22 protein-coding genes are annotated in these 25,922 nt (G+C 69.1%); 10 read left to right on the forward strand and 12 right to left on the reverse strand.

The window, feature by feature from the left end; all coding sequences use genetic code 11:
- Positions 1-136 precede the first annotated feature (136 nt).
- A complete protein-coding gene (locus tag ACIBL3_RS19205; RefSeq protein ID WP_396354752.1) occupies positions 137-373 on the forward strand; it encodes a hypothetical protein in 237 nt (78 codons plus the stop codon).
- Here the strand turns inward: ACIBL3_RS19205 and ACIBL3_RS19210 are convergent.
- From ACIBL3_RS19210 to ACIBL3_RS19240, 7 genes are all read right to left on the reverse strand, one after another.
- Positions 330-1,184: an NAD-dependent epimerase/dehydratase family protein gene (locus ACIBL3_RS19210; protein ID WP_396354753.1), complete on the reverse strand. Its 855-nt coding sequence runs from the start codon at positions 1,182-1,184 to the stop codon at positions 330-332. The genes ACIBL3_RS19205 and ACIBL3_RS19210 overlap by 44 nt on opposite strands.
- Complete coding sequence (locus tag ACIBL3_RS19215; protein ID WP_396354754.1) at positions 1,181-3,493, reverse strand: hypothetical protein; 2,313 nt, start codon at positions 3,491-3,493, stop codon at positions 1,181-1,183. The genes ACIBL3_RS19210 and ACIBL3_RS19215 overlap by 4 nt, the downstream gene beginning before the upstream one ends.
- Positions 3,490-5,835 (reverse strand): hypothetical protein, encoded by a 2,346-nt coding sequence (locus ACIBL3_RS19220; protein WP_396354755.1) that lies wholly within the window; start codon positions 5,833-5,835, stop codon positions 3,490-3,492. The genes ACIBL3_RS19215 and ACIBL3_RS19220 overlap by 4 nt, the downstream gene beginning before the upstream one ends.
- A gap of 6 nt (positions 5,836-5,841) precedes the next feature.
- Positions 5,842-6,708, reverse strand: a complete 867-nt coding sequence (locus tag ACIBL3_RS19225) for a carbohydrate ABC transporter permease (protein ID WP_396354756.1) — start codon at positions 6,706-6,708, stop codon at positions 5,842-5,844.
- A complete protein-coding gene (locus ACIBL3_RS19230; protein WP_396354757.1) occupies positions 6,705-7,646 on the reverse strand; it encodes a carbohydrate ABC transporter permease in 942 nt (313 codons plus the stop codon). Before ACIBL3_RS19230 ends, ACIBL3_RS19225 begins: the two co-directional genes overlap by 4 nt.
- The gene (locus ACIBL3_RS19235) at positions 7,643-9,034 is read right to left on the reverse strand and encodes an ABC transporter substrate-binding protein (RefSeq protein ID WP_396354758.1); all 1,392 of its coding nucleotides are present in this window, start codon (positions 9,032-9,034) and stop codon (positions 7,643-7,645) included. The genes ACIBL3_RS19230 and ACIBL3_RS19235 overlap by 4 nt, the downstream gene beginning before the upstream one ends.
- A gap of 140 nt (positions 9,035-9,174) precedes the next feature.
- Positions 9,175-10,155, reverse strand: coding sequence for a LacI family DNA-binding transcriptional regulator (locus tag ACIBL3_RS19240; protein WP_396354759.1), 981 nt, complete (start codon positions 10,153-10,155; stop codon positions 9,175-9,177).
- Positions 10,156-10,320: 165 nt separating this feature from the next.
- Here ACIBL3_RS19240 and ACIBL3_RS19245 point away from each other — a divergent pair, with 165 nt between their 5' ends.
- Both ACIBL3_RS19245 and ACIBL3_RS19250 read left to right on the forward strand, forming a co-directional pair.
- Complete coding sequence (locus tag ACIBL3_RS19245; RefSeq protein ID WP_396354760.1) at positions 10,321-11,460, forward strand: mandelate racemase/muconate lactonizing enzyme family protein; 1,140 nt, start codon at positions 10,321-10,323, stop codon at positions 11,458-11,460.
- A gap of 138 nt (positions 11,461-11,598) precedes the next feature.
- Positions 11,599-12,174, forward strand: a complete 576-nt coding sequence (locus ACIBL3_RS19250) for a GNAT family N-acetyltransferase (protein ID WP_396354761.1) — start codon at positions 11,599-11,601, stop codon at positions 12,172-12,174.
- Here the strand turns inward: ACIBL3_RS19250 and ACIBL3_RS19255 are convergent.
- A complete protein-coding gene (locus ACIBL3_RS19255) occupies positions 12,171-13,796 on the reverse strand; it encodes an ABC-F family ATP-binding cassette domain-containing protein (RefSeq protein ID WP_396354762.1) in 1,626 nt (541 codons plus the stop codon). The two genes, ACIBL3_RS19250 and ACIBL3_RS19255, sit on opposite strands and share 4 nt — an antisense overlap.
- Positions 13,797-14,238: 442 nt before the next feature.
- Between ACIBL3_RS19255 and ACIBL3_RS19260 the strand changes: the two genes are divergently transcribed.
- The 3 genes from ACIBL3_RS19260 (at position 14,239) to ACIBL3_RS19270 (ending at position 17,781) form a co-directional block, all read left to right on the forward strand.
- Positions 14,239-15,252, forward strand: coding sequence for a LacI family DNA-binding transcriptional regulator (locus ACIBL3_RS19260; RefSeq protein ID WP_396354763.1), 1,014 nt, complete (start codon positions 14,239-14,241; stop codon positions 15,250-15,252).
- 101 nt (positions 15,253-15,353) lie between these two features.
- Positions 15,354-16,454, forward strand: coding sequence for a glycoside hydrolase family 172 protein (locus ACIBL3_RS19265; protein ID WP_396354764.1), 1,101 nt, complete (start codon positions 15,354-15,356; stop codon positions 16,452-16,454).
- A 13-nt stretch (positions 16,455-16,467) separates the two neighbouring features.
- On the forward strand, positions 16,468-17,781 hold the full coding sequence (locus tag ACIBL3_RS19270; RefSeq protein ID WP_396354765.1) for a glycoside hydrolase family 32 protein: 1,314 nt from the start codon (positions 16,468-16,470) through the stop codon (positions 17,779-17,781).
- Here the strand turns inward: ACIBL3_RS19270 and ACIBL3_RS19275 are convergent.
- Complete coding sequence (locus ACIBL3_RS19275; RefSeq protein WP_396354766.1) at positions 17,771-19,333, reverse strand: GAF domain-containing protein; 1,563 nt, start codon at positions 19,331-19,333, stop codon at positions 17,771-17,773. The genes ACIBL3_RS19270 and ACIBL3_RS19275 overlap by 11 nt on opposite strands.
- Position 19,334: 1 nt before the next feature.
- Positions 19,335-20,498: an FIST signal transduction protein gene (locus ACIBL3_RS19280; protein WP_396354767.1), complete on the reverse strand. Its 1,164-nt coding sequence runs from the start codon at positions 20,496-20,498 to the stop codon at positions 19,335-19,337.
- A gap of 184 nt (positions 20,499-20,682) precedes the next feature.
- Between ACIBL3_RS19280 and ACIBL3_RS19285 the strand changes: the two genes are divergently transcribed.
- The 4 genes from ACIBL3_RS19285 to ACIBL3_RS19300 all read left to right on the forward strand — a co-directional run bounded on the left by ACIBL3_RS19285 (position 20,683) and on the right by ACIBL3_RS19300 (position 23,657).
- A complete protein-coding gene (locus ACIBL3_RS19285; RefSeq protein ID WP_396354768.1) occupies positions 20,683-21,057 on the forward strand; it encodes a response regulator in 375 nt (124 codons plus the stop codon).
- On the forward strand, positions 21,054-21,704 hold the full coding sequence (locus ACIBL3_RS19290) for a response regulator (RefSeq protein ID WP_396354769.1): 651 nt from the start codon (positions 21,054-21,056) through the stop codon (positions 21,702-21,704). The genes ACIBL3_RS19285 and ACIBL3_RS19290 overlap by 4 nt, the downstream gene beginning before the upstream one ends.
- A 116-nt stretch (positions 21,705-21,820) precedes the next feature.
- Positions 21,821-23,506 (forward strand): alpha-amylase family glycosyl hydrolase, encoded by a 1,686-nt coding sequence (locus ACIBL3_RS19295; RefSeq protein ID WP_396354770.1) that lies wholly within the window; start codon positions 21,821-21,823, stop codon positions 23,504-23,506.
- Between the two features lies 1 nt (position 23,507).
- Positions 23,508-23,657 (forward strand): hypothetical protein, encoded by a 150-nt coding sequence (locus ACIBL3_RS19300; protein ID WP_396354771.1) that lies wholly within the window; start codon positions 23,508-23,510, stop codon positions 23,655-23,657.
- On the opposite strand, the gene ACIBL3_RS19305 is transcribed toward ACIBL3_RS19300, so the two are convergent.
- Positions 23,645-24,244, reverse strand: coding sequence for a short chain dehydrogenase (locus ACIBL3_RS19305; protein ID WP_396354772.1), 600 nt, complete (start codon positions 24,242-24,244; stop codon positions 23,645-23,647). The genes ACIBL3_RS19300 and ACIBL3_RS19305 overlap by 13 nt on opposite strands.
- Positions 24,245-24,254: 10 nt before the next feature.
- Complete coding sequence (locus ACIBL3_RS19310) at positions 24,255-25,736, reverse strand: gamma-aminobutyraldehyde dehydrogenase (protein ID WP_396354773.1); 1,482 nt, start codon at positions 25,734-25,736, stop codon at positions 24,255-24,257.
- Positions 25,737-25,922 lie beyond the last annotated feature (186 nt).

Here is a 25,922-nt window from a genome sequence, read left to right on the forward strand (position 1 = left end):
CAATTTCTTGGTGGTGGGACTTTAGGCCCTGTTCGGTCTGGGTTGGGGATGGTTCAATCATGGGACTCGACATGTCGCAGGGGTGCGGGGTGGGGCTGGGGGCGGGGGGATCTGTCGTCGTGACGTGGAGTTGTGGATGCCTAGACATGTTGAGCCGGCCGTCGAAACCTACTACCGGGACGGAGCGTGGCACACGCGCCGGGCGGATTGCCCGGATCCGTTCGCTTCCGGACCGGCCCGTGAGCACCTGATCACGGTCGGATTCGAGGTGGCCCGGTGGAATGCGCTGCCGCACATCATCCGGGACACCGACGGCACCATCGCCGAGATCAACATGTACGACGCTCCAGCGTTAGCTCATATTCTGCGCTGAACCCCAGGATCCGTTCGGCCGCGGTCAGGTCGAGCGGAGTCGTCCGGCCGGGAAGCTCGGCGCGGAGCTGGGTCGTCGGGTGAAAGCGACGTACCAACTCCAGGGTTGGGTACGGCGCGAGCGTGCGCGGAGCCGCGACGTGGAAGACATGCGTCCCACTCGCTTGAAGCGCCAGCACGGCGGCCCGCGCAGCATCCCGCGTGTCCAGATAGGACCACAGATCCGCTGCCCCAGCAGCCGGATCCGCTGCGATCTGCTGCGCACGAGGCAGCAGCCGATCCTCGAGACCACCCACGAACGGATACCGCAGCGCGATCACGCTCATCCCGTGCCGCCGCGCCATCATCGCCGCGGTCAGTTCATCGGTTTGTTTGGACAACGCGTACGGATCCGCGGCCTGACTCGGCAGGTCCACGTCGACCGGCACGTAGTCCGGACTCCGCGGCTGTGTGGCGAACGGCAGCCCGTTCGCGGCGTAACTGCTCGCCAGCACAGCGTTCCGCACCCCGGCGACCCCCGCCTCCTCCAGCAACGTGAAGGTCGCCATCGTGTTCCCACCGAACACCTCGTACGGCGTCCCCCGGTTCGGCGCGGGCAAAGCAGCAAGGTGTACGACGCCATCCGCACCGGCCAGCGCCTCACGGCAACTGACCGGATCGGACGCATCACCTTCGACCAACCGCACTCCCTGCACCGGGGCCTCCGTACCCGGAAGCACCAGAGCCGTCACCTCGACCCCTCGGCCGAGCAGCTCCGTGACCACCGCACTCCCGATCCGGCCGGCCGCCCCGGTGACAAGCACTCGTTTCATCCGCAGCGCACCAGCTGCTCCGGGCGTGCCGACAGACCGTGGTAGATCCGGGGCGCGCCGTCGACCCGGAAGGTCACCTGGCCGAGCTTGCCGTCCAGCTCCCGGCGCCGGCCGATGCAGTCCGTCTCGGTGATCCGGTCGCGCGGTACGACGAGCGTCGTCTTGGTCGGCCAGTCGTCCTGCCAGACCTCCGGGTGCGGGTAGTACGGCTGGTTCGGCGCGTGGTCGGCGTTCAGCAGGTAACCGTCCTTGCGGCTCCACAGGATCGACACCGGGCCGTCCGGGGTCTCGAACAGCAGGCCCTTGAGGTTCCGGTCGACCCCGGAGAAGTCCAGCCAGCGTACGAACTCGGCTTCTTCGAGCAGCCGGGTGCCGGTGGCGAACGCGAGCAGCGACGGCTTGGCCGACAGGTCGCGGTTCATCAGGCCGAAGTGGTACTCGGTGTTGCTCGGCACGGCCTCCTGCGGGTGGTGGATCGTGCTGTCGTGCAGCTGGTACCAGTTCACGCCGTCGACGCCCTCGGCCTTGCTCAGCGCCATCGTCAGCAGCACATTCTCCGCGGCCTGGCGCATGGTGTCGTTCCACCAGTAGTTGGGCCGGGTGCAGGCGTAGGCCTCGGTCAGCCACAGCTCCTTGCCGCCGCCGTACTCGGCGATCCGGCGGTTGGCCTCGCGGACCGAACCGAGGAAGTTCCAGTAGGTGCCGTTGTCACCGGTCACCCACTCGTCCGGCGTCGGCGCGTAGTCCGGGGTGAAGTTGCCGCGACCGGGGTGGAACGCGAACACGTCGATCAGGTCCCAGCCGCCGGCGGCGTGGAAGTTGTCGGTCCAGTTGACGTCCATCCCGCCGAGACCGTTGTTCATCACCTTCACGTCGTACCCGACCTCGGCCAGCCGGTCGACCACGGGACGCAGGCCGTCGCGGATGTACTTGTCGGCGTACAGGCCGGACATCCACGGCTGGTTGCGCTCGTTGTCCACCTCGAAGTAGCGCGCGCCGGCGTCGACCACGACGTCGACGAGCTCGGCAGCCCAGGCCTTGGCCTGCTCCGGCGTCGAGTCGAAGACTACGTCGCCGTGCTGGATGTTCGTCATGATGCCCAGCGCCCGCAGCTCGTCCGGCGCGATCCCGGGTGCGCCGTTGTAGGCGATCCGCACCGAGGCAACGCCGATCCGCTGCATCAGCGCGGCCACGTCTTCCTTGCTCGGCTCGAGCAGCCAGGGGTAGTTCGCGATGCCGAAGATGCCACCGCCTTGATACTCGTACGGCGGCAGCGTGGACAGCGTCGTCCGCGCGAAGGCCTCGGCGCCACCGGTCGACGCCTTCACCTCCACGAACGCGATGCCCTGTTCCTTGAGCGCGGGCACGGTCAGCGTCCGGTCGGTGCTCTCCCCCGCCGCCAACATGAGCGTCGTGGACCCGCCCGCGAGCTTCCGGCCGTCGAAGTCGCGAGCGAACCAGGTGAGCTGGATCGACGCGGAGGTCTTGCCACCGTTGACCACCTGCGCGTTGACGGACATCACCTCGCCGACCTCGTACAGGTTGAACGGCTGGTCGGTCCAGACGTCGACGCCCACCGGCCGGGCGACGGCAGCGGCGTTGGCGGCGGCCGGTCGCATCTCACCCAGGACCAGGTCGGCTTCGTGCACGAGCACCCCGAACGCGTCGTACGTGCCGACGATGTGCATCCAGGACGGGGTCGTCCAGGCGGGGCGGCTGGACTCGAGGCGGAAGTAGGCGGTGAGGTCCGGCCAGGACGAGGCGTAGACGATGCCGTCGTTGGTCTCGTACGGCACGCCGCCGCCCGCGTCGCGGTTCCACCGGGTCATCGCGGTCGGGCGCTCGGGCCCGCTCGCGTTCACCACGGTCCGGTGGAACTGCGAGTTGAGGTACATCGTGTTCGAGCTCGTCGCGTCCCAGCGCACGTGCAGGCGATGGGCGGTGACGTCGAACGTCCCGGTGACCGTGATCCCAGCCCCGGCCGCGCCCATCCGGTAGTCGACCCGGATCGCCTGCCGGCCGTCCGCGAGCGTGACCAGCGACGGCGTACCACCGAACGTCCGCTGGTTCCCGAGCACGGTGTCCTTCACCTGGAAGTGTGCGATCCGGACCCGCTCGGTGCCGGCGCCGTCGCTGACCACCACGGTCCCGTCGGTCTGGGCGACGACCGAGATCCCGTCCGCGCTGAGCGTGTACGCCGTCGCCGCCCGGGCGGTTCCGGTCGGGAGCAGCCCGCCGGCCACTCCGGCGGCGGCGATCGATCCGGCCACGAAGGTCCGGCGGGACGGCTTCGATACGTGTTGTGTCATGGCGTTCCTCCGGTGGTCTGCAGGGGCAGGGCGAGGCCGATGAAGATCCGCGGGGCGCCGTCCAGGGTGACGGTCACCTGCGAGTTGCTCGCCTGATGGGTGGCGACGTCCATGCCGAGGCAGTTCAGCTCGCGCACGGTGGTGGTCGCGGCCGGCGTCGGCAGCGTTGCGCTGGTCTTCGTCGGCCACAGGTCCTCCCACGGTTCGGGAGTGCGGTAGTACTCGGTGCTGCTGGGGATCCGGCGGGCCGGGTCGGTGATGAGCAGGTACCCGTCCTTGCGGGACCACAGGATGTTCACCTTGCCGCCCGGCCCGCTGAAGACGAGGCCGAACAGCTGTGGATCGGCCAGGTCGGCCCAGCCGAGCCAGGTGGACTGGTCGAGCCAGCGCGCGACGGTCGCGAACGCCAGCAGCGACGGCTTCGGGCTGAGGTCGCGGTTCAGCAGGCCGTAGTGGTACTCCGGATCGTCCGGGTCGGCCTCCATCGGCTGGAACTGAATCGAGTCGTTCAGCGTGTACCAGGTCACGCCGCGGACGCCGTACACCTTCGCCAGCGCGAGCTGGAGCAGCACGTTCTCGGCCGCGTTCCGGTGGGTGTCGGACCACCATCGGTTCGGCCGCGTCACGGCGTACGCCTCGGTGAGCCAGAGCTCCTTGTTGTTGGCAACGGCAGTCGCCTTGGCCTTGCGGAGCGTGCCGAGGAAGTTCCAGCGGGTCTCGTTCGACCACGGCTGCGGCGGGTCGTAGTCCGCCACGTAGTTGCCGCGCCCCGGGTGGTACGCCAGTACGTCGACGTGTTCCCAACCGCCCGCATCGCCGAAGTCGGCGACCCACTGCTCGGGGAAGCCGGCCAGCCCGCAGTGCATCACCTTGAAGGTGGCGCCCTTCGCAGTCATTGCCGCGCGCAACGGAACCAGGACGTTGTCGACGTACTCGGCGGGCGTCCGGTCCGAGGCTGTGAGGTTCAGCTCGTTGCCGCACTCGTAGTACTGGGCACCCGAGTACATCGCGCGGCCGACCATGTCGTCGGCCCACGTCGCGCCGCCACCGTCCCACGGAAGCTCGCCGGCCAACTGCATGTTGTGCGCGAAGCCCTCCGCGTCCAGAGCGTCGACCGTCGGCCCGGGTGAGGCGCCGAAGTTGTTGTAGTTCCGGTACGCCGTCCGCACCCAGCGCATCCCGATCAGCTGCATCAGATCGAGCACGGCGCCGGACGACGGCCGCTCGAGATACGCGAAGTTCGCCATCCCGAACATGCTGGCGTCGCCATCCCCGTAGGAGTACGCCGACAACACCGCGAGGTTGGTGCGGGCAAACGCGACCTCGGTCGTCGGCGCGGTCGCGTCGTACACCACTGCCTCGACGAAGCGAACGTCACGACCACCGAGGGCGACCTGGAAGTACGCGTTCCAGACCGCGCGGGCGCCGACGGTGCCACTGACTGTCCCGGTCGTGCTGGTGTTGTTCCAGTCCCGGACCAGCCAGTCGACGCGGACCGTCCGAGAGGTCAGGCTCGCGTTGACCACTTGGAGGTTGACGGTCTTCGACCCGCCGGTGGGCCACAGGTTGAAGGCTTGGTCGGTCCACAGGTCGATCCCGAGGTCGCCGTCGCGAGCGATCACGCCGGCCGAGTGCGGTCGCATCACCCCGAGGACGACGTTGCTCTCGACGTACCCGCTGGAGCTGTTGATCGCCGTCCCTACCGCGTGCAGGTAGCCGCCGTTGGTGAAGCCCTTGGTGCTCTGCGGCACCCGGACGAAGGTCCGGTTGTCCGACCAGGTGTAGGAGTAGCCGACGCCGTTCGTGGTCTCGAACGGGATGCCGCCGCGCAGAGCTCCCGTAGTGGGGTCGCGGTCGCGGTTCCAGAGCGCCACCGGGTCGTAGTCCTCGGACGCCGTACCCTTCACGACCCGGGCGAAGCGGAAGGAGTCGGTCCGCAAGTTCGCCACGCCAGTCACGTCCCAGCGCACCCGGGCCTTCCGCAGCCCGACCGCGAACGTCCCGACGACCGAGCCGACCGGCGCGGTGTAGGTGATCGTGAACTGCTGCGCGCTGTCCGACCTGATCGACGTGATCCCGGTCGTCCGCTGCACAACCTTGGTCTCGCCGGTCCCGTAGGCGTACTCGAACGTCGTCAGCTCTAACCGATGGACGCCACCGCCGTCGAGCACCTTCACGTAGCCCGGGACACCGGCACCGTCAGGTACGGCGACCAGGCTGACGGTCCCCGCCGAGTCGGTGATCTGTACGTCGGCGGCGTACGCAGGAATCGCGGATGCGCCGGCGACTGTCGCAGCCACCGTGCCGCCGAGGACGATCCGCCTGCTGATCGGTGTTTCCATTGCCGATCACCCCTTCACACCGGTGAAGCCGAGGCCCGCGACGACGTAGCGCTGCAGGACGAGGAAGACGAGGACAGGTGGGGCAAGCGCCATCGCCATCGCGGCGATGAGCTCGTCGAGCGGAGCGGCGTCGACGAGGTTCACCAGCGCGACGCTGATCGGCTGCAGGGTGGGATCGGAGATCACCACGAGCGGCCAGATGAACTCCTTCCAGGAGTGCATGATCGCCAGCAGGCTGATCACCGCGATCACCGGCCGGCTCATCGGCAGCACGATCCGGGTGAGCAGTTGCCAGGTACTCGCGCCGTCGACCTTCGCGGCGTCGTACAACTCCTGGGGCAGGGCCTCGAAGAACCGGGTCGCGAGCAGCACGTTGAACGCGTTGGCACCGGCCGGCAACCAGATCGCCCAGTAGGTGTCGAGCAGGTTCACCTCGAGGACCGTGAGGAACAAGCTCACCAGCGACACCGTGTACGGGACGAACATCGTGGCCAGGATCGCCGCGTAGACGTAGCGACCGATCCGCGGCCGGATCACCGCGAACGCGAACCCCGCGGTCATCGCCACGAACAGCTGGACGAACCACGAGCCGAACACGACCTGCACCGTGTTCCACAGGTACCGGCCGACCCTGAGCTCGGTGAACGCGGTGCCGAAATTGCCGAAGTCCGGCTCGATCGGCCACAACCGCAGTGGATGCGCCACCAGTTCCGACGGTGGCGAGATGGCGCCCTTGATCGTCCAGTACAGCGGCCCGACCCCGATCACCAGGAGCAGGATCAGGGTGAGCACCTGCGCGGTCCGGAGCGCGAACGCCACCGGCGGCCTTCGCAGGTCATTGCTCGAGGCAAACGTCGTCGATTGCTCACTCACGTCGTGCTCCAGCTTCTCGTCAACCGCAGGTAGACCGCGGACAGCGCCGCCAGGACGATCGCCAGTACGACGGACAGCGCGGCAGCCTGCCCGTACTCGCCGTCCTGGAAGCCGTAGCGGAAGATCAGCAGCAGGATGGTCAGGGTCGCGTTGTCCGGACCGCCTTGGGTGAAGATGTACGGCTCGGTGAACACCTGGATCGTGCCGATCAGCTGCAACAGCAGCAGGAGCCCGATCACCGGTCGCAACTGCGGCAGCATCACGTGCCAGATCCGCCGCCAGATCCCCGCGCCGTCGCTCTCGGCCGCTTCGTACAGCTCGGCCGGGATGCCGGTCATCGCGGCCAGGTAGATCAGGGCGGCGCCGCCCATCCCCGCCCAGGTTGCCTCCAGCACCAGGCTCAGCATCGCCGACTCCGGCGACTGCAACCACGGGTACGGGCCGAGACCGATCAGGCCGAGCGCCTGGTTGAACAGCCCGGTGCCCGGGTCGTAGAACCACTTCCACAACAGGATCGCCACGACCGGCGGCACCACCACCGGGAGGTACACCAGAACCCGGTACACCGCGCCAGCACGCCGTACCGTCGACATCAGGGCGGCCAGGACGATCGGCGCCGGGAACCCGATGACCAGGCCGAGCGCGACGAAGAGCAGCGTGTTCAGCACCGCCGTGCCGACCAGTGGATCGGTCAGGACGGCCCGGAAGTTCTCCAGGCCGACCCAGACGGCCGGATCGACCAAGTTCGTGCTCTGGAACGAGATCAGCAGTCCGCGCAGGATCGGCCACCAGGAGAACAACCCGAAGACCACCAGGGCCGGCGCGAGGAAGAGCAGGCCGAGGAGCTCGCGGCGGAGCGCGGCCCGCCTGCGGGACGCCGGCGCCGGTTGGACGGCGACGGTGTCCCGCTGCGGCGCGGGCGCCAGGAGTGCGGTCACTTCTGCTCCGTGGCGAGCATCTTGTTCGCGTCCGCCTCGGCCTTGGTCAGCAGGGCGGCGATGTCCGCGTCCGGCTTGGTCAGGACCGACTGCACCACCGGGTCGAGGATCGTGTAGAGCTTCTGCGCCGCCATCGGCGGCTCAGGACGCAGCTCGAGCTTCGGCGTGCCGTCCAGCCAGGGCTTGAAGTGCTCGAGCTCGACGTTCACGTGCGGCTTGATCGCGGCGTCGATCTTCTGCTGCTGCTCGACGCTGAACATCGGCAGCGTCGGCACGCCGACCGCGGCCTCCGGGTCCTTGGCGAGCGCCTTCGCCCGCTCGGCGGCGACGTCCGGGTTGTACTGCGGCTCGGCGTTGGCGAACAGCAGCCACTTCGCGGCGGCCTCCGCCTTCTTCTTCGACACCGATGCCGGGACCATGAACACCTCGGCCCCACCGAGGGTGGCGTTCCCACCGGCCTGTGGGAGGGCGGTGATGCCGTAGTCCGCGGTGTTCTTCATGCCGAACTTCATCTTGGCCAGCCGGTAGGTGCCCGGGGTGCCCATGAACATGCCGATCTGGCCGGCGGCGAACTGCTTGACCACGTCGTCCTGGTCCATCAGCTGGTTCTGGCCCATCGAGTTGTCGGTCCAGCGCATCGCCTTGAGCAGCTCGAGCGACTTCTTCGCCGGCTCACTGTTGAACGCGGCAACGAACTTGCCGCCCTGCTCGGTCTCCATCGAACCGCCGTGCGTGTAGGTCAGCATGGTCAGCTGCCAGCCGCCGGTGTTGCCCTTCGCCTCGTGCACGAACCCGGCCTTCCCGGTCTTCGCGCTGATCTGCTTGGCGTAGGCCCGGACCTCGTCCCAGTTCGCCGGCGGCTTGTCCGGGTCCAGGCCGGCCTTGGTGAACAGTGCGCGGTTGTACACCAGCCCCTGCGCGAACGGTGCCTGCGGGACGCCGTACACCTCCCCCGCGCTGTCACTCAGCGGCTGCAGGACCTGCGGGTTGAACTCGGTGTAGTGGTTCCAGGCCTTCAGCGAGGAGGTGATCGGTTGCACGTGCTTGCGCGCGATCAGACCCTGCGGCTCGGTGAGCGGGACCTGGATGACGTCCTCGATCGTCTTGCCGGCCAGCTTCGCGGAGAACGTCAGCGGGTCCCAGCGGTTCTCGGTGCCCTCGATGGTGATGCCGGGGTTCTTCGCCTCGAAGTCGTCGGCCAGCCGGTTGAACTGCTCCAGCGCGGCCTTGTCGGTCGCGGCCGGCATGCCCTGCACCCGCAGCACGATCGCGGATCCGGTCCCGCCGCCGTCGTCGCTCTTGCTGGGGGCCAGCCCCGAGCAGCCGGTCAGCGCGAGGGCTGCCGCTGCGCCAACCACCAGGTATCGGGCACGCGTCGATGTAGCCATGTCTGTTCTCCAGGGGAGTGCGTACGACGAGCCGCCGGCCCGTCGCCGTGGATGAGTTGCGCGCCGTGGGCGAGTCGGCGCTTGGCCGCGCTGGTACTGCGCGGTGTGGTGACTGGTGTGGTGACTGGTGTGCTGAATGGTCAGGCGCGTTGTGGTGCGGGGCCGGTCGACGCGCGCGGGATGAGGCGCGAGCCGACTTCCACCGGCAGCAGGCTGGTGACAGCACCGGTGATCGCCGCGACGATCAGGTCGGTGGCGTGGGTGGCCACGGTTTGCGGTGAGATCCGGATCGTCGTCAGCGCTGGGATCGACAGACTGGCGAGCAGCGTGTCGTCGATCCCGATCACACTCACCTCCCCCGGTACGTCGACGCCGGCGGCGGCCAGGCCGTGCAGCACCCCGACCGCGACGAGATCGTTGTGCGCGAGGATCGCGGTGGCGCCGTTCGCGATCGCGAGGGTCGCCGCGTGCAGCCCGGTCTCGAAGCGTGGTTCGTACGGCCCGAGCTCGACGAGCGCCAACCCCTGCGCGTCGAAGGTTTCTCTTATCGACTTGCCCCGCAGGTGTTCCGGACGGGAGCAGTTGACGAAGACGCAGCTGGTGTGGCCGAGCGCCCGCAGGTGCTCGGCGGCCTGCGTGACACCGGGGGTGAGTGAGACGTGCAACTCCGGGATGCCGGGCAGGTGCCGGTTCACCAGCACGAGCGGGATCTCCGCGGCCAGCTCCCGCAACTTCGGATCGGACAGGGTCGATGCCCACAGCACCAGACCGTCGACCTTCTTGACGATCGCTCCGATCGTCTCGAGCTCGTCCGCCTCCCGCTCGTCGCAGTCCGCGACCAGCAGCGTCTGGCCGTGGTTGCGCGCCCTGGTCTGCATCGCCTTGACGATCGGCGGGAAGAACGGGTTGGCGATGTCCGGGATCACCAGACCCAGCGACTCCGTCCGCCCGCTGCGCAACGTCCGCGCCGCCGGATCGGGCCGGTAGCCGAGGTGGGCCGCCGCCTCCACCACCCGGTCCCGGGTCGCGGCCTGCACTTGCTCCGGCACGGTGAAAACCCGGGACACAGTCGAAGCCGACACCCCGGCCGCCCTCGCCACGTCCCTGACTGTCACTGCCATCCGGACCACCTCCGTCACTCGTTCGCAACATGTTTGCAATCGATCCCGAAACATGTCAACTCCTCAGATGGGCTTGTTTTCCGCACGCCTCCGACTTGCGCCAACAGCAAGCCGCGAGGTTTCATGGAGTTGTCCCGCAACGTTTCTGAAACACAGTGAGGCTCGATGAAGATCACCGGCTGGGAAGTTCTCACCCTCCCCGACCGCGGCGACGCGATGATGCTCGTCGTCGTCGACACCGACGAGGGCATCCACGGCATCGGCGAGGTGGGCGTCCGCTCCCGGCAGCGTGCGGTCGCCGGCGGGCTCGACCACTTGGGAGAGCTGATCACCGGCGAGGACCCGCTGCGGACCGAGCATCTGTGGCAGCTGATGTTCCGCAGCGGCTTCTATCCCGCCGACCGCATCCTCACCTCGGCGATCGCCGCGCTCGACGTCGCGTTGTGGGACATCCGCGGCAAGGCACTCGGCGTTCCGGTGCACCAGTTGCTCGGTGGGCCGGTGCGCGACCACGTGCCTTGTTACGTCCACGTCGGGGACGGGATGAACGATCGTCCCCGCTTCCTCGAACGCTGCCGGACGTTGGTGGCCGAGGGCTGGCGGCACCTGCGGTTCTCCGTGCCGCACGACGACGACGTGCTGGACGAACGCCGTACGCTCCGGCATGGGATCGAGTTGTTCCACCAGGTTCGGGAGGTGGTCGGTGCCGATGTCGAACTGATCCTCGACGTGCACACCCGGCTCGACCCGCCGGAGGCGTTGACGTTGTGCCGGGAGATCGAGTCGGCCCGGCCGTACTTCGTCGAGGACGCGATCCGCGCGGAGCATCCGGAGACGTATCGCATGCTGCGGGCGCGGACCGGCGTACCGCTGGCTGCGGGTGAGCAGTTCGCGTCGAAGTGGGAGTTCGCCCGGTTGATCGAGACCGAGCTGATCGACTACGCACGCGTCGACGTGGCGATCGCGGGTGGCCTGACCGAGGCGTGGAAGATCGCGGCCGGCTGCGAGACGCACTACGTCAAGCTGGCGACGCACAACCCGCTCGGCCCGGTGACCGCGGCTTCGTCGCTGCAGCTCAACCTCGCCAGTCCCAGCGCTGCGATCCAGGAGCACCAGTCGGAGCCCGCGCCCGAGCTGGCCGACTTGTTCACCGCTCGCCCGACCGTCGTCCCCGGGCGGGTGCTGCTCTCGGACCTGCCCGGTCTCGGCGTCGACATCGACCGCGAACGCGCCCGCGCCTTCCGCGCCGAGTCCCGTGAGCTCCCCCAGTTGCGCAAGCCCGACGGATCCTTCACGAACTGGTAGCGCTGACCCACCGGCTGAATAGCGTCTCCGGGATTGGACCTCCGGAGGTGGGATGGCAGCTCAAGGGACTGTCGTTCGGGCGCACCGACCAGCGAGTCCCGCGGTGGACTGCGCCGGCACCTCTGAGATGGTGGACCCATGGCCATCGAGGTTCGTCCGGCGTCGGTGTTCGAGGACGTGCGGGCCGTGCTCGGCCCGAAGTCGCCGAACTCCAACGTCTGCTGGTGCTTGAGCTACCGGATCCCGTCCAAGCTCAACAACGAACTGCGCGGTCCGGCCCGCGGTGAGTACGTCGCCGAACTGTGCCGCGCCGAGCTCGCGCCCGGCGTCCTCGCGTACGACGGCGACGAGCCGGTCGGTTGGGCTGCGATCGCACCGCGCTCGGACACGTCGTTCGCCCGCAATCGCAAGATCCCGCACGTCGACGACCTGCCGGTGTGGTCGCTGTGGTGCATCCGCGTTCGTCCCGGTCACCGCAAGCAGGGCATCACGCACTCGCTGATCGCCGGCGCGGTCGACTTCGCGCGCGAGCACGGCGCACCGGCGATCGAGGCGTACCCGCTGGACAACGGCGACGCCAAGGTCGACCTCACCATGGCGTACGCCGGTATCCGCAAGAACTTCGAACGCGCCGGCTTCACCAAAGCCGCCGACACAACCTCCGTCCTGGCCGGTCACCCCCGAATCCTGATGCGCCTCGACCTGACCCGCTAGCTGTCCTGCGGGAGCGTGAGGCGGGGCCAGTTGGTGGTGTCGCGCAGGAGTTGTCGGTCGTGGGTGGCTATCAGGACTGCTGCGGGCGTTGCCTGTAAGGCCTCGGTCAGTTCGTCGACCAGGCTGATCGACAGGTGGTTGGTCGGCTCGTCCAGGAGTACGACGTGCGGCTGCGACGCGAGCAGGATCGCCAGGTCCAGACGGCGTTGCTGCCCGATGGACAGCTCGGCCACCGGCCGGGACGCATCCCGGGACCCGAACAACCCCAGCGAACCCAGCGACACCCGATCGGCCTCGGCCAGCTTCCCGGCGCTCACCATGCGGCCGAGTGCGGCGTCGTACGCATCGATCGCACGCCGTCGCGACGGTGCCGGTGACTCCTGTGCGAGCAGGCCGATCCGCGCTCCCGGTCCGGTTTGTACGACGCCTTCCGTCGGGGCCAGCGTTCCGACCAGCACCGACAGCAGGGTGGACTTCCCGGAACCGTTGCCCCCGGTGATCAGGAGCCGGTCGCCGGACCGCAGCAGGAGCGGGTCGACTCGTTCGAGTCGTCCCGCGACTGCTACGTCTGCGGCGTACACGAGCGTCGAGCCCGGGCGGGCAGGCAGCTCAGGAAGGCGGAATCGCAGCGGCGGACGTGGGACATCCATGACGTGCGCTTCCAGATCCTCCTGACGGCGATGCACCGCTCGGACCAGACCCGGCGCCCGGGTGGCTCGAGTGTGCTTGCCGGTGCCCTTGTCGGGCCGCCATCCGGTGGACAGCCGGTTCTGCGCTGCCGACAGGTCGTCGGCGAGTCGCTGCCGCTCGGTGACCTGCGCACGATGGGCACTTTCCCACCGTTCGCGTTCGGCTTCGCGCCCTTCCCGGTAGCCCTGGTAGCCGCCGCCGTACATCCGCGGTCGGCCGTTGCTGGTCGGGTCCAGGTCGAGCACTGTGGTGGCGACGTCCGCCAGCAGCGCACGGTCGTGGGTGACCAGGACGACACCGCCTTGGTGCGCCCGCAGCTCGGACGTCAGGTACGCCAAGCCGTCGGCGTCGAGGTGATTGGTCGGCTCGTCGAGCAGCAGCAGGTCATGCCCAGCACCGAGCAGGCACGCGAGCCGGATCCGATAGCGCTGACCGACCGACAAGTCGGCCAGCAACCGGCTCCGATCGTCGATCGCACCGAGTGCGGCCAGCGAGACCTCGACCCGGCGATCCGCATCCCAGGCATCGAGTGCCTCGACTGCGCTCAGCGCCTCGGCGTACTCGTCGTCGGCGTCCGGCCGGGCCTCGGCGAGGGCCGCCGTCGCCGCATCGAGCGCAGCGAGCGCCGCGCGAATGTCGGCCAGTTCGACATCGATGAGATCGCCGACGGTACGGTCGTCGGCGATCGGCATCTCCTGGTCGGCGATCCCGAGGGCGCCGGCGCGATGGACCTGACCCGAGTCGGGCGCGAGCCGCCCGGCCAGGATCTGCAGCAAGGTGGTCTTGCCCCGGCCGTTCTCGCCGACCACGCCGAGCCGGTCACCGGCCGAGACGGTCAGGTCGACTCCGGTCAGAACAGGTTTGCCCCCGCGCGCGACGCTGACGTCGGTGGCGGTCAGATGGGCACGGGAACGGACAACAGTGGTGGACATACTTCCTCCGAGACGAATCCCGGGCACAGAACGGCCAGGGATTCGATGACGTGCAACGGACAGCGGACACGAAGAACCGCGGCCGGCACGTCGAACCGTGCACAGTGACCGCGGGGCCCTGGCTGTCAGAGGAAGAAGAGATATTGCACGAGACAACTCTAACAACCGCGGGACCAAGGGGCCTGTGAGTTTCGTCAACCCTGGCAGGCGGGTCCCCTCGAGGTGGAGGCTCAGGTGCCGACGACAGGGGGACTCATTCGATGGGTGCGGCCGCAACGGCCCTGTAGTCACCGCCTGCAGCAACTGGCAGACGGCCGAGGCCTAACCCCGCGGCTGACGCGGCACAGCCGGCGGTGGCTTGCCGTCGGCCGTGCCGGCTCGGGGGTGCGTGAGATGCTGGGCCGGTCGGTCTAGCGAGGGCGGAGTGATGGGGCAGCGGCGGGTGACGTCGGCGGATATCGCCAAGGCGTCTGGAGTGTCGCGCTCGGCGGTGTCGCTGGTGCTGAACGGCCGGGCCGCCGGCATGGTCGACGCCGAGAAGCAGGAGCGGATCCGTGCGGTCGCGCGTGAGCTCGGCTACGTGCCCAACGCGTCGGCCGTCAACCTGCGCCGGCAGCGGACCGCGACCATCGGCCTCGTCACCGACGCGATCGCGAGCGCGCCGTTCGCCGGACCACTGCTGTCGGGCGCGAGTGACGTTGCGCTCGAGGCCGGGTACATGATCCTGACGATCGACACCTGGCAGCATCCCGCGTACGTCGACGGCGCAATGGCAACGCTTCGGGCCCGGGACGTCGACGGCCTGATCTGCGCCGACGCCGGACTACGGCGGGTCGACCGCCTCGACGTACCGCCGGGCCTGCCACTGGTGATGGCCAACGCGTTCCTCCCGGACCATTCGCTCCCGGCCTTCATCCCGGACGACGAGGGCGGCGAACGCTCAGCCGCCGAGCTCGTGCTCGAGGCCGGCCACCGCCGGATCGCCTTCATCACCGGCAACGCGGACTCCCCCGCCACGACCGCCCGGATCCAGGGCTTCACCGCGGCGATGAAAGCCGCCGGTCTGCCGGTCACGGACGCCATCGTCCCCGCCCGCTACAGCCTCGGCTCCAACCACGCCGCCGCCCTCGAACTCCTCCAGCGCCCCGACCGCCCGACCGCGATCCTGGCCGCCAACGACCGCGGCGCCATCGGCGTCATCCTGGCCGCCACCTCGCTCGGCCTCTCCGTCCCCCGCGACCTGTCGGTGATCGGGTACGACGACGAGCAGTTCCTGGCCGCCGAAGTCCCGCCAGGCCTCACCACGATCGCGCTCCCCCACCGCGAAATGGGCCAACTCGCTGCCACCGAACTCCTCGCCCGGATCGCCGGCGAGGCCCCCGGCGAAGTCGGCACCAGGAGACTTCCCTGCCTCCCGGTCGTCCGCGAGACCGTCGCCCCACCGGCACGCCTCTGACACCTCACCAGAGCCCGGAACGGCCCTTGACACCCGCGACCTCACACCTGTTAGGTGGTTCGACCTAACACGTGTCAGGTCCGCCGCCCCAGAGGATTCAGATGACCGACTGGACCGCCCTCACCCGATCCCCCGGCCGACGTCGAAGCCGGTCGATCAACGCCGAGAACCCGACCGGCGCACCAGGCCAAGCAGCCATGACCGCCTCGGCTCTCGGCCCGTCCCGCAAAGGCCGGCCGGCCATCTCGCTGGACCCGGGCGAGACAGCCACTCTGGCCGACATCACCGGCCCCGGCGTGATCCGGCACCTCTGGATGACCGTCCCGGACAGGACCTCCGCAGGTCCCTGGGTACTGCGGGACCTCGTCCTGCGGATCTGGTGGGACGGCGACGAGCGGCCCGCGGTCGAAATACCGCTGGGGGACTTCTTCTGCAACGGCTTCGGTCAACGTGCCCTCGTCACCTCGGTTCCGATCGTGGTCGCGCCGACCGGCGGGATGAACAGCTACTTCCCGATGCCGTTCCGCCGGCACGCCAGGCTCGAGCTCACCAGCGAGCACCCTGGCCGGGTCGACGGGATCTACTACCAGATCGACTACACCGTGGACGACGAGCTGGACGACGAGACCGCCCGCTTCCACGTGCACTGGCGCAGGAGCAACGGCTCGACCGCACCGGCCGAGGACCACGTCGTCCTCGACGGAGTCGTTGGCAGCGGCAACTATGTCGGCACGTACGTCGGCCTCACCGCACTGGAGCGCTACTGGTGGGGCGAGGGCGAGCTGAAGTTCTACATCGACGACGACGATGCCTACCCGACCCAGTGCAGCACCGGGCTCGAGGACTACGCCGGCGGCGCCTGGGCGTTCCAGGACGCGCTGCGGCATGATCCGCCCCCGGTCCCGCTCACGTTCAGTGCGCCGTACTGCGGCTATCCGTTCTACTCGGCCGAGGACACCACACGCGCATCAGGGTTCGCGACCAGCACGCTGCAGTCGCACGGCATGTACCGCTGGCACTTGCCGGATCCGGTGATCTTCCACGAGCGACTGCGCGTCACCCTGCAGCAAATCGGCGCCTGGGACCACGGGCACTTCGAGCGGTCCGACGACGTCACCAGCGTCGCCTACTGGTACCAGCTGCCCGGTGGATCGAACGACCTCCCAGCACTGCCGACCCGCGAGTACCGCCGTCCCCGCTAACGGAAGGACAGCCGTGACCGACTACCAGGAAAGCAATCGCGGTCAGTTCCACTTCAGCCCGCGGCGCGGGTGGATGAACGACCCGAACGGGCTGCTGCACTACCGCGGCGTCTACCACTTCTACTTCCAGCACAACCCGCACAGCCTGGTCTGGGACACCATGCACTGGGGTCACGCGACCAGTCCGGACCTGGTGCACTGGACGGAGCAACCAGTCGCTCTCGATCCCGCGATCCACCCTGGCGAACTGTGGTCGGGCGGCGGCGTGGTCGACGTACACAACACTTCTGGCCTGAAGGACGGCGACCACGACCCGATCCTGGTGTTCACCGGCACCCAAGGCGTGCGGGTGTTCTACAGCCTCGACGGCGGCATGACGTTCACGGCGTACGACGAAGGCCGGGTCGTCGCTCAGCCGAGCGGTCGCGAGAGCCGGGACCCGAAGGTGGTGTGGCACCCGTCGAGTGAGCGCTGGGTGATGGTGGTCTGGTCCGACAACGACGGCAACGGCGTGGACTTCTTCGTGTCGCCGAATCTGCGCGACTGGGAACGGACCAGCCGGTTGGTGGCCGACTGGTTCTTCGAATGCCCGGACTTCACACCGACGACACTGGCCGGCGAGGTCGCCTGGGTACTGCGCGACGGCCGCGGCTCGTACCTCGTCGGCGACTTCGACGGCAAGCAGTTCACCACGGCATGGACGACACCGCAGACGATCACGGCCAACCCCGGTCCGGCAGCCGGCCCGTACTACGCGGCGCAGTCCTTCGACAACCTGCCCGACGACCGCGTGGTCACGATGGCCTGGCAGGGCGAGAACCGCGGCTCGACCTGGACCGGCAACGCGAGCTTCCCGGTCGAGCAACGCCTGGTCACAACTCCCGACGGCCCACGCATCCACAGCCAACCCGTCGAGGAACTCAAGGCCCTCCGCCGTACGACGAGAACGCTGGGCCCCACGCTCGTCACCCCGGACACCCCGATCGACGAACCCGCCGAAACCGTCGACGTCGAAGCAACCTTCGACCTCACCAAGACGACCGCAACCTCCTTCACCCTCCACGTCCGGCCCGGGGTCGACCTCACCTACGACCTCGCCTCCGAGCAACTCAACGGCGTACCCCTGGCCACCGACGGCACCCTCACCCTCCGCCTCCTCATCGACCGCGGCCAACTGGCCATCTTCGCCGCCAACGGCGCCTACTACGCCTGCCACAACGTCGAACCCGGCGACAACCTCCGCCTCACAACAGACGGCAACCTGCACGTCCACTCCTTCGAAATCCACCACCTGGCATCGATCTGGCCGCCCGCGGTCAGAGGTTGAGGGGTGGGTTCAGGGGGAGTTCGGCGGTGAGGTGGGTGCCTTGGCCGGGTGGGCTGGTGATGGTCAGTTTGCCGTCGGCGGCTTCTACTCGGTCCTTGAGGCCGACGAGGCCGGTGCCGCGGGTGGGATCCGCGCCGCCGATGCCGTCGTCGCTGATCGTGAGGCGGATGGTCCCTTCCACGGTCTCGACCTGCACGGTGATCGCCTCGGCGTTCGCGTGCTTGGCCGCATTCGTCAGCGCTTCCGACACCACGTAGTACGCGGTCACCTCGATCCGCTCGGGCAGCCGTCCGTTCGTTCGTACGGCGAGGTCGACCGGGACCGGGGACCGCCGGGCCAGCGTCCGCAGCGCGGGCGCGAGTCCGCCCTCGGCGAGGATCGTCGGGTGGATGCCGCGGGCGATCTCCCGTAGTTCGTCGAGGGCTGTCGACAGGTCGGCGGCCACCCTGTTCAGGTGCTCGGCCACCTCCGCGTGCTCGGCCGGCACAGCTTCTTGAGCGGCTTGCAGTCGCAGCGCAAGCGTGACCAGCCGCTGCTGCGCGCCGTCATGGAGATTGCGCTCGAGCCGGCGCCGCGCCTCGTCGGCGCTGGCAACGATTCGCGCGCGGGACGCCTTCAGCTCGGTCTGTGCTCCGGCGTTGGCGATCGCGGTCGCGACCAGTTCGGTGAAGTCGGCGAGCCGGGACTCGGTGTGTGGCGGCGCCGGCTTGTCCCCCGCCGACCCGACGGCGATCACTCCCCACAGTTCGCCTTGCACGATGATCGGCACCCCGACCGCGGACCGGATCCGAACCCGTCCGGTGACAGCCGGAGGCGGCGTACTCCGCTCGTCGTACTCGAGCCGCTCCGGCTGATGGGTCCGATGGATCAGCGTCGACAAGTTGCGCCCGCCGAGCGGCTTCGGCCCGACCAGCGGGACCGGCCGGCCGTTCGCGCTCCACGCCGCGACCACAGTCTTCGCCTCGTTCGGCACGAACCGAGTCAGCTCGGTGAAGTCGGCACCCAGCAGCTGCCCGACCTCCGCCGTGACTGCCGCGAAGATTTCGGCCGGGGACGCGCCGGTCGCGACCAGCGTCGCCACGCGCCGCAGAGCAGTCTGTTCGCGGGCAAGCCGCTCGACCTCGGCCCGGGCAGCGCGCTCGTCGTACAGCACGCGCAACATCCGCATCGTGATCGCGGTGATCCTGGCCATCCCCCGCATGAGCCCCGTCTCCTCGCGGGTGAGGTCGTCGTGCCGGGCCACCACCAAGGTCGAGCCCGGTGGGTGCTCGAGGAACGCCAACGACGCCTGACACATCCCCACACCCGGAACGTCGAGCTGCCGGGAGCTCCCTGGGCGGACCGCTTCGAGGTCGCCCAGCGGGACCGCACCCTCCGGGTAGCCGACGGCCGCGATCAACTCGCCACCCGACACGATCGCTGCCACCTCGGCGTCCAGCGCCTCCGCCGCGCGCTCGACCGCGATCTTCGCGGCCTCGGCCTCGCTGCGCGCGGTCGAGACCACCGCGACGAACTCGGCGAGCTGCTGTGTCGACCAGGCCGAGACGTCCATCTCAGCCGACCGAGAGGACGACCAGGGTCTGGTTGTGGAACCCCCGCAGGCCGCGGGTCCGGGCGATCTCGCCGTACGTGTAGAAGCCCGCGACCGGTACGCCGGCCGTCACCGCTGCGAGCCGGTCGATCTCGGACCGGATCCCCGCGTCGCCCAGCACCCCGCGCCGGGCGATGCAGTCGAAGGCGATCACGCCGAGCGGACGTCGCCCGTCGAGCGCGGCCAGTGAGTCGCCGCACGCCGCATCGGTTGCCTCGAGCACCGATGTCTCGTCACCCTCCATGATCCAGACCAGCGCACCCTGCGGAACCTCGGCCATACAGGACAGCGACCGCTCGACGAAGTCGCCGCCACTGATCAACCGCACCTCGTCCTCGCCACTCGGACGCCCGAGCCCGAGCGGGTGGGTCAGCGCCAAGCGCGCCAGCCAGCTCTGGTCGCTGCTGGTCGACGGATCGAGGCCCAGATGCTTCAGGTACACGTCCAGCGCCGGGAGGTCGTCGAGCGTGTAGACCCGGTTGGCCGAGCTCGCGGTCACCAGCATCGGCTCGCCGACCCGTCGCCAGCCGTGCCGTACGCCGATCCCGAACGGCGCATCCGACGCGAGGCCGGCCGCGACCACCGAGTCGGTCAGCACCTGATCGTCGTACAGCTGATGGGTCTGCGTCATCCGCAGGTCGTCACCCGCGCAACCGCCGACCAGGGGAACTGCCGCGCCGAGTACGCCGTACGCGCCGCGGACGACCTCCTGCTGATCGCCGGCCAGGCCGTCGGTGAGCAGGATGAGGATCTGGTGCGGGAGATCCTCGCGCACGGGCAGACAGCGGGCCACCGTAGCGCCCGCCACGCGCAGATCGCGGGACGCCTCGGTGGCGGCCGCGGTCTCGACGGCGAACCCGTCGCCGCCGAAGGCCGTCACGACGATGCTGGCCTCGCTCGGCCCGGACGCCGCGATCTCGCCGGCGGTCGTACAGCCGATCAGCGGTACGCCGGGCGCCCGCTGCCGGATGTCCGCGAGCAAGCCGTGCAGGTCGAGCGACTGGGAGCAGAAGACGATCAGCAGCTTGGGGTCGTCCCGGACCAGGGCGTCGTCCACCGCGCTCGCCCCGGCTCGCTTGTCGAGTCCCTGGGCGGATCCGACCGCCAGCCACCGCGCGGGCTCCATGCCGGTCACCACCTCGAGGAGCAGCGCTATTGAAACTGACGCTACAAGAGCGTCTCGCACTGCTCAATGACGTGGCGAACCGATCTCGGCCCGCCGCTGGTCCACCACGCCCAGTGATGGCGAACGCCGGAAAGGTCCCGCTAGCCGGAATGCGTGACGGCCACGATCGAGTGATGCTGGTGCCATGGAGTTGCGCTGCTACATCGTTGACGACAGCATCCACTTCCTCGATGCTGCCCAGACCCTGCTCGAACGTGACGGGGTCTCCGTCGTCGGTGTCGCCTCGACCATCGAGCAGGCCTTGCGGGAGGTGGACGACGCCGAGCCGGACGTCGTACTGGTCGACGTGAACCTCGGCAGCGAGAGCGGACTGGAGCTGGCCCGGCGGATGCCACGCGAGACCGGTGTAGACCGCTCGCGGGTGATCCTGATCTCGGCCGATGCCGACGACGACGTCGCGGAACTGGTCCAGGAGGTCCCGGTGGCGGCGTACCTGCCCAAGGCGGGTCTGTCCGCTGCCGCCGTACGACGGGTCCTCAACGCTACCGTGGAGGGATGACCACCCGGGTGCTCCTGGCCGAGGACGACGTCCTCCTGCGGGAGGGGTTGGCCAGCCTGCTCGAGCGATCCGGGTTCGAGGTCGTCGGGCAGACCGGTGACAGCGCGTGGATCCTGCCGCTGGTGCGGGACGTGACACCCGACCTGGTCGTGCTGGACATCCGGATGCCGCCGACGAACAGCACCGAAGGTCTCGACGCCGCTCGCGAGATCCGGGCCGAGTTCCCCGCGACCGGGATCCTGGTGCTGTCGGCGCACGCGGAGGTCGAGCACGCAATGGAGTTGCTGGCGTCCGGCCAGCGGATCGGCTACCTGCTGAAGAGCCGCGTGACCGATGTCGGTGACTTCCTCGAGACGCTGGGGCGGATCGTCCGCGGCGGCTCGGTGATGGACCCGGCGCTCGTGCAGGAACTGGTGAGCGCCCGCCGGCAGAACGACCCGCTCGCCGAGCTGAGCCCACGCGAGCGCGAGGTGCTCGCGCTGATGGCCGAGGGCCGGTCGAACGCCGGGATCGCCCGGCGGCTGTGGGTGACGGAGGCGACCGTGGAGAAGCACGTCCGGCACATCCTGGCCAAGCTCGCGCTGCCCGAGACCGGTGACGACCACCGCCGGGTACTTGCTGTGATCACGTACCTCGACACCCGTTAGCGCGCCGTCAAGATTCCGGCTAGCCGGTATCCGGCTTGGGCGCTGGCCGTGCAGACCCGGACGGCCGGACGCGCGATGGTTGCTGCAGGATCACTGCAGCCAAGGGACCGATCGCCATGTTCACCGTCAACGCCCAGCGGGGGGCCGGCTGGTGGCGCAGCGCAGTCATCTACCAGGTGTATTTGCGCAGCTTCGCCGACTCCGACGGTGACGGCATCGGCGACCTGGAAGGCGTCCGGGCGCGGCTCCCCTACCTGCGCAGCCTCGGCGTCGACGGGCTGTGGCTCAACCCGTTCTACCCCTCACCCCAGCACGACCACGGGTACGACGTCGCCGACTACTTCACCGTGGACCCCGACTACGGCACGTTGGAGAGCTTCGACCTGTTGATCCGGGACGCCCATCGGCTCGGCCTCAAGGTTCTCACCGACATCGTCCCGAACCATTGCTCGATCGACCATCCGTGGTTCAAGGAAGCACTCGAGGCCGGTCCGGGCAGTCCGGAGCGGTCTCGCTTCCACTTCACCGACGAGCCGAACAACTGGCGCTCGATCTTCGGCGGACCCGCCTGGGAGCAGGTCGACGACGGCCAGTGGTACCTCCACAGCTTCGCGCCCGAGCAGGCCGACTTCGACTGGCGGCACCCCGACGTTCCGGCGTACTTCGACCAGGTACTGCGCTTCTGGCTCGACCGCGGCGTGGACGGTGTCCGGATCGACGTCGCGCACGGCCTGCACAAGGCCGACGGCCTACCGGACCACGAGTACGCCGCCGACGACGAGCTCACCGGCGACCCGGTCAACCCGCACGCGTGGAACCAGCCCGAAGTGCATGACGTGTGGCGCCGCTGGCGGGCGATCACCGACGAGTACTCCGCACGGACCGGCCGCGAACGCGTGCTGATCGGCGAGGTCGGCGTACTCGACCCGCAGCAACTCGCCCGCTACCAGCGCCCCGACGAGCTGCACCAGACCTTCTACTTCGAGTTCCTCCGCGCACACTGGAACGACCAGGTCCTGTACGACGTCGTGGACCGCGGACTGGGCACGATCCACGACACCGGCTCCGCGGTCGCCTGGGTGCTCAACAACCACGACATGCCCCGCTCGGTCACCCGGTACGGCGGCGGCGCTCCTGGACTCGACACCGGCGACGTCGACCTCGGAACGAGCCGCGCCCGGGCGAGTGCCCTGCTCATGCTCGCGCTGCCGGGATCGGCGTACCTCTACCAAGGCGAGGAGCTCGGGCTGCCCGAGGTCACCGACCTGCCGACAGAGGTCCTGGTCGACCCGATGTTCCACCGCAGCAACGGCGTTCGGCGCGGTCGCGACGGCTGCCGCGTCCCGCTGCCCTGGACTGCGGACCAGTCCGGCTTCGGCTTCTCTCCCGCACCCCCTTGGTTGCCGCAGCCGGACTGGTTCGCCGAACACGCCGTGGACCGGCAGCTGAGCTCAGGCGAGTCGATGCTGCACCTCTACCGCGAGGCACTGGCCTTGCGGCGGCGGCTGCCCGTCCTGGCCGCCGGCGAATTCCGCTGGCTGCCGACCGAGCCCGGCGTACTGGCCTTCACCCGTGGCGACGGATTCTGCTGCGTCGTCAACTGCTCGTCCCGCGTCGTCGCGCCTCCTGCCGATGGCGAGCTCCTGCTCGCCAGCCACCAGGAAGCCGGCGACAAACTCCCGCCGAACAGCGCCGCGTGGTACCTGCTGGCGCCCTCCACCCCACCAGACCGGCGGGCCTGGCGTCTTGAGTCCCCTCCTCCGCAGCTCGGCGCCAGGCCTGCCGCACCAGAGGAGCCGTGACATGCGCCAGATCCGCATCACCAAGCCCACCCGCACCAGACGCCGGCAGTACGACGACCTCCCGCTCGACCCGCGCGACCCCGACATCCTCCGCGCCAAACAGGCCGCCCGCCGGGCCGAGACGCCACCGGAGACCGATCAGATCCGGTAGATCTGTCCCGTCTCCATGGACTCGACGGAGCGGACGAAGGCCTGGCCGACGACCGCCGCGTCGACCGTCGGGTACCCCGGGAACGCGTCGGCGTACTTGTCCTTCGACTCGGTCAGGACAGTCGGGCTGACGGCGTTGAGCCGGTAGCGACCCCAGAGTTCGCCGGCGCTGGCGACGACCCACGCCTCCAGCGCTCCGTTGACGGCGGCCGCGACACTGCCGGTCCGGATGGGTTCCCGGGCCAGGATGCCGGTGATCACGGTGAACGAGCCGCCCGTGCGGACGGCCGCTGTCCCCCGGCGGACGAGTTCGACCTGGCCCAGCAGCTTGCTGTTCAGACCGGTCAGCCAGGCCTCGCGGTCGAGCTCGTCCCATGGTGCGTACGGCGTCGTGCCCGCCGTACAGACCACGGCGTCGAGCGGACCAGCCCGGTCGAGCACGTCCTGGATCGAGCCGGGATCGGTGAGGTCGACCGGGTAGTCGGGCGACGAGCGATGGGCCGCGACGATTTCGTGGCCGCGGGCAACCAATGCGTCCTTCGCGGCCCGGCCGACGGTGCCGGTGGCCCCGACCAGCAGGATCTTCATGATGTGCTCCTCAGATGTCGCCGTAGATGGTGGTGTGCCAGGACTTGGCGGCGCGTCCGGTCAGGTCGGACATCACGTGCTTGACCTGCGTGTACTCCTCGAACGAGTACGTCGACATGTCCTTGCCGTACCCGGAGGACTTCATCCCGCCGTGCGGCATCTCCGAGATGATCGGGATGTGGTCGTTGATCCAGACCGTCCCCGCCTCGATCGACCGGGCCGCCTCCTGCGCGCGGTACACGTCCCGCGTCCAAGCGGACGCGGCCAGCCCGAACGGCACGTCGTTCGCCAACTGCAGAGCTTCACTGTCGGAATCGAACGGCAGCGCGACCAGCACCGGGCCGAACGTCTCCTCCTGCACGATCTCGCTGCGCTGGTCGGCGTTGACCAGCAAGGTCGGCTCGTAGTAGGCGCCCTCGGCCAGCGCACCGCCCGGCGCACGGCCGCCAGTGACCGCCCGAGCCCCATCGCGCACCGCACGGTCGACCATGGCCGCAACCCGATCCCGCTGCCGGAAGGACACCAGAGGCCCTTGGTCAGTCTCCGGATCCGTCGGCACTCCGAGCCGCACGCGCCGCATCAGGTTGGCGACGCCACCGACGAAGTCGTCGAACAACGAACGGTGCACATAAGCACGGGTCGCGGCGGTGCAGTCCTGCCCGGTGTTGATCAGTGCAGCCGCCACCGCGCCCCGGACAGCGGCTTCCAGGTCGGCGTCGTCGTACACCACGAACGGCGCCTTCCCACCGAGCTCGAGGTGCAGGCGCGTCCCGTTCGCAGCGGCGAGTCCGGCGATGTGCCGCCCGACCGCGGTCGATCCGGTGAACGACGTCATCGCGATCCGGCGGCTGCTGACCAGCGACTCCCCTGTGCTCGGCCCCGGGCCGTTCACGATGTTCACCACCCCGGCGGGTAGGCCGGCGCGTTCGCAGGCTTCGGCGAGCATGAGGGTCGTGAGTGGGGTGATCTCGGCGGGTTTGAGGACGACCGTGTTGCCGGCCGCGACGGCGGGCAGCACCTTCCAGACCGCCATCTGCAACGGGTAGTTCCACGGCGCGATCGAACCGACCACGCCGATCGCCTGCCGCCGGATCACCGAGGTGTGGTCGGCCGAGTACTCCGCCGCCGCCTGCCCGTCGAGGCGCCGGGCCGCACCGGCGAAGAACGCGACGTTGTCGATCGAGCCGGGAACGTCGAACTCACGGCTCAGCCGGATCGGCTTCCCGGTCTGCGCGGTCTCGGCCTGCGCGAGGTCCTCGGCGACTGCTTCGAGCTCGGCCGCGAGCCGGTGCAGGATGCCCGAACGCTCGGCCGGTGTCGCGCGCGACCACTCCGGAAACGCGTCGTGCGCCGCGTCGAGAGCTGCCTCGACGCTCTGCCCGTCGTCACTGCGGTAGGTCCGGATCACCTTCCCGTTCGACGGGTCGACGACGTTCACCTCCGGGCCTTGACCGACGCCGGCCTTGCCGCCGATGTAGTTGCTGGTGGTCATGAGAAGTCTCCAGGGCATGCGTGATCGGCCGGTTCGACGTCCGCCGTACCGGAACTGAACTGCCGGGAACTCAGAGGGCGTCCGGGAACTCTGCGCCGTCGCAAGCAGGTGCTCGGCGGAGTGCAGCGCAAGGCGGAGGACGAGGCTCGGAGTGGGGTTCTCCGTGCCTCGTCCTCCAACGCAGCG

This window comes from Kribbella sp. NPDC050124 (assembly GCF_044460355.1).
Taxonomy (GTDB): Bacteria; Actinomycetota; Actinomycetes; order Propionibacteriales; family Kribbellaceae; genus Kribbella.

Excerpts from the sequence above, each read along its gene's own strand:
- ACIBL3_RS19295 (WP_396354770.1), top strand. The coding sequence starts at position 21,821 with ATGTTCACCGTCAACGCCCAGCGGGGGGCCGGCTGGTGGCGCAGCGCA.
- ACIBL3_RS19255 (WP_396354762.1), bottom strand. The coding sequence starts at position 13,796 with ATGTCCACCACTGTTGTCCGTTCCCGTGCCCATCTGACCGCCACCGAC.
- ACIBL3_RS19210 (WP_396354753.1), bottom strand. The coding sequence starts at position 1,184 with ATGAAACGAGTGCTTGTCACCGGGGCGGCCGGCCGGATCGGGAGTGCG.
- ACIBL3_RS19205 (WP_396354752.1), top strand. The coding sequence starts at position 137 with ATGCCTAGACATGTTGAGCCGGCCGTCGAAACCTACTACCGGGACGGA.
- ACIBL3_RS19280 (WP_396354767.1), bottom strand. The coding sequence starts at position 20,498 with ATGGAGCCCGCGCGGTGGCTGGCGGTCGGATCCGCCCAGGGACTCGAC.
- ACIBL3_RS19285 (WP_396354768.1), top strand. The coding sequence starts at position 20,683 with ATGGAGTTGCGCTGCTACATCGTTGACGACAGCATCCACTTCCTCGAT.
- ACIBL3_RS19240 (WP_396354759.1), bottom strand. The coding sequence starts at position 10,155 with ATGGCAGTGACAGTCAGGGACGTGGCGAGGGCGGCCGGGGTGTCGGCT.
- ACIBL3_RS19250 (WP_396354761.1), top strand. The coding sequence starts at position 11,599 with ATGGCCATCGAGGTTCGTCCGGCGTCGGTGTTCGAGGACGTGCGGGCC.
- ACIBL3_RS19300 (WP_396354771.1), top strand. The coding sequence starts at position 23,508 with ATGCGCCAGATCCGCATCACCAAGCCCACCCGCACCAGACGCCGGCAG.
- ACIBL3_RS19305 (WP_396354772.1), bottom strand. The coding sequence starts at position 24,244 with ATGAAGATCCTGCTGGTCGGGGCCACCGGCACCGTCGGCCGGGCCGCG.
- ACIBL3_RS19275 (WP_396354766.1), bottom strand. The coding sequence starts at position 19,333 with ATGGACGTCTCGGCCTGGTCGACACAGCAGCTCGCCGAGTTCGTCGCG.
- ACIBL3_RS19245 (WP_396354760.1), top strand. The coding sequence starts at position 10,321 with ATGAAGATCACCGGCTGGGAAGTTCTCACCCTCCCCGACCGCGGCGAC.
- ACIBL3_RS19310 (WP_396354773.1), bottom strand. The coding sequence starts at position 25,736 with ATGACCACCAGCAACTACATCGGCGGCAAGGCCGGCGTCGGTCAAGGC.
- ACIBL3_RS19290 (WP_396354769.1), top strand. The coding sequence starts at position 21,054 with ATGACCACCCGGGTGCTCCTGGCCGAGGACGACGTCCTCCTGCGGGAG.
- ACIBL3_RS19215 (WP_396354754.1), bottom strand. The coding sequence starts at position 3,493 with ATGACACAACACGTATCGAAGCCGTCCCGCCGGACCTTCGTGGCCGGA.
- ACIBL3_RS19265 (WP_396354764.1), top strand. The coding sequence starts at position 15,354 with ATGACCGACTGGACCGCCCTCACCCGATCCCCCGGCCGACGTCGAAGC.
- ACIBL3_RS19235 (WP_396354758.1), bottom strand. The coding sequence starts at position 9,034 with ATGGCTACATCGACGCGTGCCCGATACCTGGTGGTTGGCGCAGCGGCA.
- ACIBL3_RS19220 (WP_396354755.1), bottom strand. The coding sequence starts at position 5,835 with ATGGAAACACCGATCAGCAGGCGGATCGTCCTCGGCGGCACGGTGGCT.